4 protein-coding genes, 1 tRNA gene and 1 pseudogene are annotated in these 8080 nt (G+C 75.8%); 3 read left to right on the top strand and 3 right to left on the bottom strand.

Annotation, left to right across the window (positions count from 1 at the left end):
* Nucleotides 1-18: 18 nt before the first annotated feature.
* Nucleotides 19-90: transfer RNA gene (locus ACFQ6N_RS13225), tRNA-Val, on the top strand.
* A gap of 289 nt (nucleotides 91-379) precedes the next feature.
* Here ACFQ6N_RS13225 and ACFQ6N_RS13220 read toward each other — a convergent pair.
* Nucleotides 380-583, bottom strand: coding sequence for a hypothetical protein (locus ACFQ6N_RS13220; RefSeq protein ID WP_380648948.1), 204 nt, complete (start codon nucleotides 581-583; stop codon nucleotides 380-382).
* 406 nt (nucleotides 584-989) lie between these two features.
* Here ACFQ6N_RS13220 and ACFQ6N_RS13215 point away from each other — a divergent pair.
* Nucleotides 990-2330: pseudogene (locus ACFQ6N_RS13215) on the top strand (protein kinase); the annotation flags it as partial.
* A gap of 733 nt (nucleotides 2331-3063) precedes the next feature.
* On the opposite strand, the gene ACFQ6N_RS13210 reads toward ACFQ6N_RS13215, so the two are convergent.
* Nucleotides 3064-3876, bottom strand: coding sequence for a TrmH family RNA methyltransferase (locus ACFQ6N_RS13210; RefSeq protein ID WP_380648947.1), 813 nt, complete (start codon nucleotides 3874-3876; stop codon nucleotides 3064-3066).
* Nucleotides 3877-3965: 89 nt separating this feature from the next.
* Here ACFQ6N_RS13210 and ACFQ6N_RS13205 point away from each other — a divergent pair, with 89 nt between their 5' ends.
* Nucleotides 3966-6707 (top strand): SpoIIE family protein phosphatase, encoded by a 2742-nt coding sequence (locus tag ACFQ6N_RS13205; RefSeq protein ID WP_380648946.1) that lies wholly within the window; start codon nucleotides 3966-3968, stop codon nucleotides 6705-6707.
* Between the two features lie 75 nt (nucleotides 6708-6782).
* Here ACFQ6N_RS13205 and cobA read toward each other — a convergent pair whose 3' ends face one another.
* Nucleotides 6783-8030 carry a uroporphyrinogen-III C-methyltransferase gene (cobA, locus tag ACFQ6N_RS13200; RefSeq protein WP_380648945.1) on the bottom strand — a complete coding sequence of 416 codons (1248 nt, stop codon included), beginning with the start codon at nucleotides 8028-8030 and terminating at the stop codon, nucleotides 6783-6785.
* Nucleotides 8031-8080 lie beyond the last annotated feature (50 nt).

The raw sequence follows: 8080 nt of genomic DNA, 5'->3' as shown, positions 1-8080 counted from the left end.
GCATGACCGCCTTACCAGGCGCGATTAGCTCAGCGGGAGAGCACTACCTTGACACGGTAGGGGTCACTGGTTCAATCCCAGTATCGCGCACAGCAACGGCCGGGGCCGGGATCCGTGAGGATCCCGGCCCCGGCCCTTTTGCGTGCGTGGGGGCCCTGCCGGACGAGCCGGCCGTGGACCTCGAAGAGCCGCGTACGGACGCCCTCACCGACGTCCGTACGCGGCATCTCCGCCTGCCGGGGCGCTCTGCGCACCGCTCCCGCCCGTCCGCGAGATCTCGCGGCCGCGGCCTCCCCGGCGGCACCGCTCCCCGTCCCCAGGGGACCGGTGCCCGTTTCGTGGCCGCCCCCTGCGGGACGGCGTCCTTCTCAGGTACTGCTCAGTGGCCGATCAGGTCGGCGACGGCCTGGGCCTGGTTCGCCATCTGGTCCCATCCGCCGAAGAGCAGTACCAGGAGCACGGCGCACGGCAGGGCCATGGCCAGCGCCACCGCGGGGTGCCGGGTGGGCTGCTCGGTGGTGGACCGGGACCGGTCGAGGGCCGGCTGACGGCGGCGGGGGTTTCCCGTGAGCTGCGGTGCCATGCCCTTGCTCCTGATCCGGTCGAGTTGGCGCGGTGAACGGCTTACCTCGGGGGACGAGCTCCCCGTCCACCGCTGGACACAACGCTATTGGTCAGGGGGGCCTGCGGGCGTCATGCCGTCGTACTGTTCCTCGGACGTCCCGGAGGATGACGCTCGTCCCCGGGTCCTACTACCGCAGGGGGAGGGAAGGCCGACCCGACCCCCGGGGGAACCCTGAGGGGTAACCCCGAGAGGTGCTCAGGCACCTCTGTGACCTGCGGCTCAGCGCAAGATCAGACAATCGCACGGCGGCTTGAGGTGTTGCGTATCAGCACACCGCAGCAGGCAGTCCGTAAGCTGTGCCGGACAGGAACTGACGATGGCCCAACCGACGGGGCCTCACCCACAGGCTGACGGGGAACGGAACATGGCGATGATGCGGCTGAGGCGTGAGGACCCCCGCATCGTCGGGCCGTACCGCCTGCACCGGCGGCTAGGCGCCGGCGGCATGGGCGTGGTCTACCTCGGGTCCGACCGCCGCGGGCAGCGCGTCGCGCTCAAGCTGATCCGCGCCGAGCTCGCCGAGGACGTGGAGTTCCGCACCCGCTTCGCCCGCGAGATCGCCGCCGCCTCCCGGATCCGGGGCGGCTGCACCGCCCGCGTGGTCGGCTCCGACATCGAGGCCGACCGGCCCTGGCTGGCCACCGCCTACGTGCCCGGGCCCTCCCTCTACAAGCGGGTCGGCGACGAAGGGCCGCTGAGCTGGGCCGACGCGGCCCGGGTCGGGGCCGCGCTCGCCGACGGACTGGTCAAGGTGCACGAGGCCGGGGTGGTCCACCGCGACCTCAAGCCCTCCAACATCCTGCTCTCGCCGCGCGGACCGCGGATCATCGACTTCGGCATCGCCTGGTCGCGCGGTGCCAGCACGCTCACCCACGTCGGCACGGCCGTCGGCTCCCCCGGCTTCCTCGCGCCCGAGCAGGTGCGCGGGGCCGCCGTCACACCCGCCACCGACGTCTTCGCCTTCGGCGCCACCCTCGCGTACGCGCTCACCGGGGACACCCCGTTCGGTTCCGGGGCGTCCTCCGAAGTGATGCTGTACCGGGTCGTCCACGAGGAGCCCGACCTGTCGGCGGTGCCGCCGCAGCTGGCGCCGCTGATCCGGGCCTGCCTCGCCAAGGAGCCCGCCGAACGGCCCGGCGCCGCCGCGCTGCACGAGCGGCTCAGCGAACTCGCGGCGCGCGGTGCGGCCTCGGGGGCCTCCGGCGGCAGCACCCGCGCGGCCCGGCCGGGGCGGGGGGCGTCCGCTCCCGCTCGGCAGGACGCCGCCCACCAGGGCGTTCCGGCTCCCGGGCGCTCCCCCGAACCGCCCGCCCCGGCCCGGGCCCGTGCGGCGGCGGGCCGTCCCGGCGCGCAGGCGTCCGGGGCCCCCGGGCGGCGTCCGCAGGGCGCCGCACCGCTCCCCCGGCCCGAGCCGACACCCGTGACACGTCCGCTGCGGGCCCGGCCGGACCGTCCGCAGACACCGCCCCCGGCCCGGCCCGGGGCCCGCCCGCGCGACCGCCAGCACACCCCGGCCCCGGGCGGGCGGCCCGTCCCCGGCGGCCGGCCCGGCACCGCGCGGCAGCGGCTGCTGCGGCAGCGCCTGATCGTCTTCGTCACGGTGACGATCGGCGTGGCGCTGGCCATCGCGGCGGCGCAGGGGTGCGAGAACCGGAGCGACCAGGGCCGGCGGCCGTCGACCGGGGTGGTCGCGAGCGTCACCCCGGGCTCGGCCGGCACCGGTGGCGGCGGCGAGCAGGCGGTGCCGGGGACCTCGGTGGACGTCGCCCCGCAGGCCGCGACGGCACCCCTCCCGGCTGCCCCGCAGGCGTCGACCGCGCCCCTCCCGGCAGCCGCGCGGGACGGCGCCCTGACGCCCCCGCAGGGGCCGGTGCCCGCGGTCGACTGGCCGAACCGCAGCTACCCCGACGGGGCGGGCGGGCCGGCCATCGCGCTGAAGGACGGGCACTCGGTCGGCGCCGGACCGCAGGTCGCGCTCAGCGCGGTGCTGCCGGCCCGGTACAAGGGCGGGCCGGCCGCGGTCGTCGTCCTGCGGCGGGCCGAGGGCTCGGCGCCGGTCGACCTCGTCCAGCTCTACACCTTCGCCGGGGACAGCCCCGTCGCCACCACCTCCCGCACCTCGGCGGCGGACCCGCAGGCCACGGCCACCTGGCGGCTGGACGGCAGCACGGTCGTCCGCGAGGAGCGCCTCGCCGCCGGCGCGGTGGCCTCCACCCGCTACACCGTCCGCGCCGACGGCACCCTCGACGAGTCCTGGCCCGGCGCCACCAACGGCAGCACCCCGCCCCCCGCCGCCGCTCCGGCCCCGCCCACGGCCCCCACGGGCTGACCCGGGCGGGTCGGCGGCATCCGGTCACGGCGCGGGACGTCGGACCGGCCGACTTCCCACGCCGGCGGAACGGGTGGCGGGCGGCCGAGCGGCGACGCCGGAGCCCGGGTCAGGAAGCGGGAGTGGTGACGGCGTAGAACGCCACCGCCGCCGCCGCGCCCACGTTGAGCGAGTCGATGCCGTGGGCCATCGGGATGCGGACCGGGTGGTCGGCGGCGGCGATGGCCCGGCGGGTGAGGCCGTCGCCTTCGGCGCCGAGCATGAGCGCGGCCTTGGGGAGGCGGTGCGGCGTGAGGGCGGAGAGGTCGACGGCGCCGTCGGCGGGGGTGAGGGCGAGGAGCGTGAAGCCGGCCTCGCGGACGGTGTCCAGGGCGGCGGGCCAGGGGTCGAGCCGGGCGTACGGGACCGCGAAGACGGCGCCCATCGAGACCTTGACGGCGCGCCGGTAGAGCGGGTCGGCGCAGTCCGGCGAGAGCAGGACGGCGTCCATCCCGAGGGCCGCGGCGCTGCGGAAGATGGCCCCGAGGTTGGTGTGGTCGACCAGGCCCTCCAGGACCGCGACCCGGCGGGCGCCGGCCAGGACGTCCGCGGCGTCCGGGAGGGGCTTGCGCTCCATGGAGGCGAGCGCGCCGCGGTGGACGTGGTAGCCGGTGACGGCTTCGGCGAGGCCGGGCTCGACCACGTGGACCGGGGCGTCGGCCTCGGCGATGACGTCGGCCATCACGTCCAGCCACTTGGCGGTGAGCAGCATCGACCGCATCCGGTAGCCGGCGGCGAGGGCGCGGCGGATGACCTTCTCGCCCTCGGCGATGAACAGGCCCTCGGCGGGTTCGCGGCGGCGGCGCAGTTCGACGTCGGTGAGGCCGGTGTAGTCGGCGAGGCGGGGGTCGGCGGGGTCGGAGACGGTGCTGGGTTCGGACACCCTGCGATCTTGCCAAGCCGGGGCGGGGAAGGCCAAACGGCCGCGGGGACGGGGTGGTCCCCGGCTGGTCTGAGTGCAAATATGACCGTATGGCCCGTTATCCGGGTCGATCCTGGGCTCCGTCGGCCTCTGGCGCCACTGGCTCCGCCGGCTCCTCCGGTGGCCGCCCACGCGGTCGGCCACAGCTGCCGCGCGCGATGCGGGGGTGGTCGGTGTGGCACCGGTCGGTGGCCGGGCAGGTGTTCGCGCTGCAGATCCTGGTCGTGCTGCTGCTGGTGGCGGCGGCCGTGGTGGCGCTGGTGGTGCAGTCGCACAACGACGCCGACCACGAGGCCCGCAACCGGTCTGTGGCGGTCGCCCAGTCCTTCGCCAACTCCCCGGGCATGGTCGACGCGCTCCGCTCCCCCGACCCGACCGCCGTCCTCCAGCCGAAGGCGCAGTCCGCGCGGATCGCCTCGGGCGTGGACTTCATCGTCGTCCTGAACAACCAGGGCATCCGCTACACCCATCCGAACCCGGCCCGGATCGGCCAGAAGTTCGTCGGGAACTACCAGCCCGCGCTGCAGGGCCAGGTGGTGACCGAGCACGTCACGGGCACGCTCGGCCCGCTGGTGCAGGCGATCGTCCCGGTGTACGCGCCGGACGGCCAGGTGGTCGGGCTGGTCTCGGCGGGCGTCACGCTGGCGAACGTCAGCACGGCGAGCGAGCGCCAGCTGCCGGTGGTGCTGGGCACGGCGGCGGGCGCGATCGGGCTGGCCACCCTCGGCACGGCGCTGATCAGCCGCCGGCTGCGGCGGCAGACCCGCGGCCTGGGCCCGATCGAGATGACACGGATGTACGAGCACCACGCGGCCGTGCTGCACGCGGTGCGCGAGGGCGTCATGATCGTCGGCGGGGACGGGCGGCTGCTGCTCTGCAATGACGAGGCGCGCCGGCTGCTGGACCTGCCGCCGGACGCCGAGGGCCGCCCGGTGGCCGGGCTGGGCCTGGAGCCGGCGCCGCTGGAACTGCTGACCGCCAACCGTCAGGTGACCGACGAGATCGTGATGTCCGGGGAGCGGCTGCTGGCGGTGAACGTCCGGCTGACCGACCAGGCGGGCGGCCCGCCCGGGTGCGTCGCCACGCTGCGTGACTCCACCGAGCTGCTGGCGCTGTCCGGCCGGGCCGAGGGCGCCCAGCGGAGGCTGCGGCTGCTGTACGACGCCGGGGTGTCGGTGGGCAGCACGCTGGACGTGACGCGGACGGCCGAGGAGCTGGCGCAGGTCGCGGTGCCCCGGTTCGCGGACTTCGTCACGGTGGACCTCGCGGAGCAGGTCCTGGCGGGCGAGGAGCCGCCGCCGGGCTCGTCACCGGGACGGATGCGGCGTACGGCGGTGGCGGGCGTCCGGGACGACGCGCCGTTCCACGCGGTCGGCACGGTGCTGGACGTGGTGCCCGAGACGCCGCTGGCCGGGGCGCTGCACAGCGGGGAGCCGGGCCTGGAACCCGACCTGTCGCAGGCCCGGCGGTGGCGGGAGCAGGACCCGGAGCGGTCGACCCGGATCCTGGCGTACGGGGTGCACTCGCTGGTGCGGGTGCCGCTGCGGGCGCGCGGGGTGCTGCTGGGGGTGGCCCGGTTCTGGCGGGCGCAGCGGGCGGAGCCGTTCGAGACGGACGACCTGGCGCTGGCCGAAGAGCTGGTGTCGCACGCCGCGGTGTGCATCGACAACGCCCGCCGCTACACCCGGGAGCACGCGATGGCGGTGACGCTGCAGCACAGCCTGCTGCCGCGCAACCTGCCGGCGCAGAACGCGCTGGACGTGGCGCACCGGTACCTGCCCGCCCAGGCCGGGGTGGGCGGGGACTGGTTCGACGTGATCCCGCTGCCGGGGGCGCGGGTGGCGCTGGTGGTCGGGGACGTGGTCGGGCACGGGCTGCACGCGGCGGCGACGATGGGCCGGCTGCGGACGGCGATCCACAACTTCTCCACCCTGGACCTGCCGCCGGACGAGCTGCTGGGGCACCTGGACGAGCTGGTCAACCGGATCGACCAGGACGAGGCGGCGAGCGGCGAGAGCGCCGGGCTGACCGGGGCGACCTGCCTGTACGCGATCTACGACCCGGTGGCGCGGCGCTGCACGCTGGCCACCGCCGGGCATCCGCCGCCGGCCGTGGTGGACCCGCAGGGCCGGGTGGTGTTCCCGGAGCTGCCGACCGGGCCGCCGCTGGGGCTGGCGGTGCTGCCGTTCGAGACCGCCGAGCTGGAGCTGGCGGAGGGCAGCCGGCTGGTGCTGTACACGGACGGGCTGGTCGAGGACCGCGAGCGGGACATCGACGAGGGGCTGGAGCTGCTGCGGTCCGCGCTGGCCGGTCCGCCGCGCACGCCCGAGCAGACCTGTGCGGACGTCCTCGGGGCGATGCTGCCGGAGCGTCCGCAGGACGACATCGCGCTGCTGGTGGCGCGGACCAGGGTGCTGTCGCCGGACCAGGTGGCGGAGTGGGAGGTGCCGTCCGACCCGGCGGCGGTGGGGGCCGTCCGGGCGGAGGTGGCCCGGCGGCTGGAGTCCTGGGGGCTGGACGAGGCCGCGTTCGTCACCGAGCTGATCCTGAGCGAGCTGGTGACCAACGCGATCCGGTACGGCTCCGGGCCGATCCGGGTGCGACTGCTACGGGACCGGGCACTGATCTGCGAGGTGTCGGACGGCAGCAGCACCTCGCCGCACCTGCGGTACGCGGCGACCGAGGACGAGGGCGGGCGCGGGCTGTTCCTGGTCGCGCAGTTCGCGGACCGCTGGGGGACGCGCTACACGGCGACCGGGAAGGTGATCTGGACGGAGCAGCCGCTGGAGTAGCCGGTCCGGGCTGTGCTGGCGCGGGCTGTGCTGGCGCGGGAGGTCGGACCGGCCGACTTCCCGCGCCGGGACGGCCTACGGCCGGAAGGCGGCGGCCAGGACGTTGACGACGTCGCCGACCACGATGACCGCCGGCGGCTTGACGCCCTCGGCCTCCACCACCGCGGCGACGGTGCCCAGGGTGGCGTCCACCCGGCGCTGGGCGGCCGTGGTGCCCTCCTGGACGATCGCGACCGGGGTGTCCGCGGACCGGCCGTACTCGACCAGCCGGGCGGCGATCGCGCCGATCTTGTCCACGGCCATCAGCAGCACCAGGGTGCCGCTCATCCGGGCGGCGGCCTCCCAGTTGGTCAGCGAGCGCTCGTCGTCCGGGCCGACGTGGCCCGAGATCACCGTGAACTCGTGCGTCATGCCGCGGTGGGTGACCGGAACGCCGGCCGAGGCGGGGACACTGATCGAACTGGAGATCCCCGGCACGACGGTGACCGGCAGACCGGCCTCGGCGCAGGCCAGCAGCTCCTCGCCGCCGCGGCCGAAGACGTACGGGTCGCCGCCCTTGAGCCTGACCACGAACTTGCCGGCCTTGGCGTGCTCGATCAGCGTGCGATTGATCGCCTCCTGGGCCATGAACCGGCCGTACGGGATCTTGGAGGCGTCGATCACCTCGACGTGCTCGGGCAGCTCGGCGAGCAGCTCGCGCGGGGCCAGGCGGTCGGCGACCACCACGTCGGCGTCCGCGAGCAGGCGGCGGCCGCGCACGGTGATCAGGTCCGGGTCCCCCGGGCCGCCGCCGACCAGGGCGACACCGGCGCCGTGCGAGCGGTACTGGCGGGCGGCCAGCGAGCCGTCCCGCAGACCGTCCACGATGGCGTCGCGCAGGGCGGCGGAGTGCCGAGGGTCGCCGGTGAGGACGGCCACGGTGGCACCCGCGTCGCGTCCGCTGGCCGGGGTCCAGGCGGTGGCGGCGGAGGCGTCGTCGCTGCGGGAGCAGAACACCCGCCCGCGCTCGGCCTCGGCGCTGACGGCCGCGTTGACGGCCGGGTCGTCGGTGGCGACCAGCACGTACCAGGTGTCGGCCAGGTCGCCGTCCCGGTACGGACGGGCGTGCCAGGTCAGCTCACCGGCGTCCGCCATCGCCTGGACGGCCGGGGTGGTGACCGGAGCTATCAGGTGGAGCTCGGCGCCGGTGGCGATCAGCGCGGGCAGCCGCCGCTGGGCGACCTGGCCGCCGCCGACCACGACGACGCGACGGCCGGCCAGCAGCAGGCCGACCGGGTACGGAGTGCGGCCCTCGGTGCTCGGGTGCGGGGTGGGCGCGGTCATCGGCGGTGCTCCTGATCGGAAAATGAGGGTGTGGGGACGGTACGGCGAGA

It is taken from the genome of Kitasatospora sp. NPDC056446 (genome assembly GCF_042796115.1).
Lineage (GTDB): Bacteria > Actinomycetota > Actinomycetes > Streptomycetales > Streptomycetaceae > Kitasatospora.
Note: the sequence above shows the minus strand (reverse complement) of the source record. Positions and strands in the feature narration are given on the sequence as shown.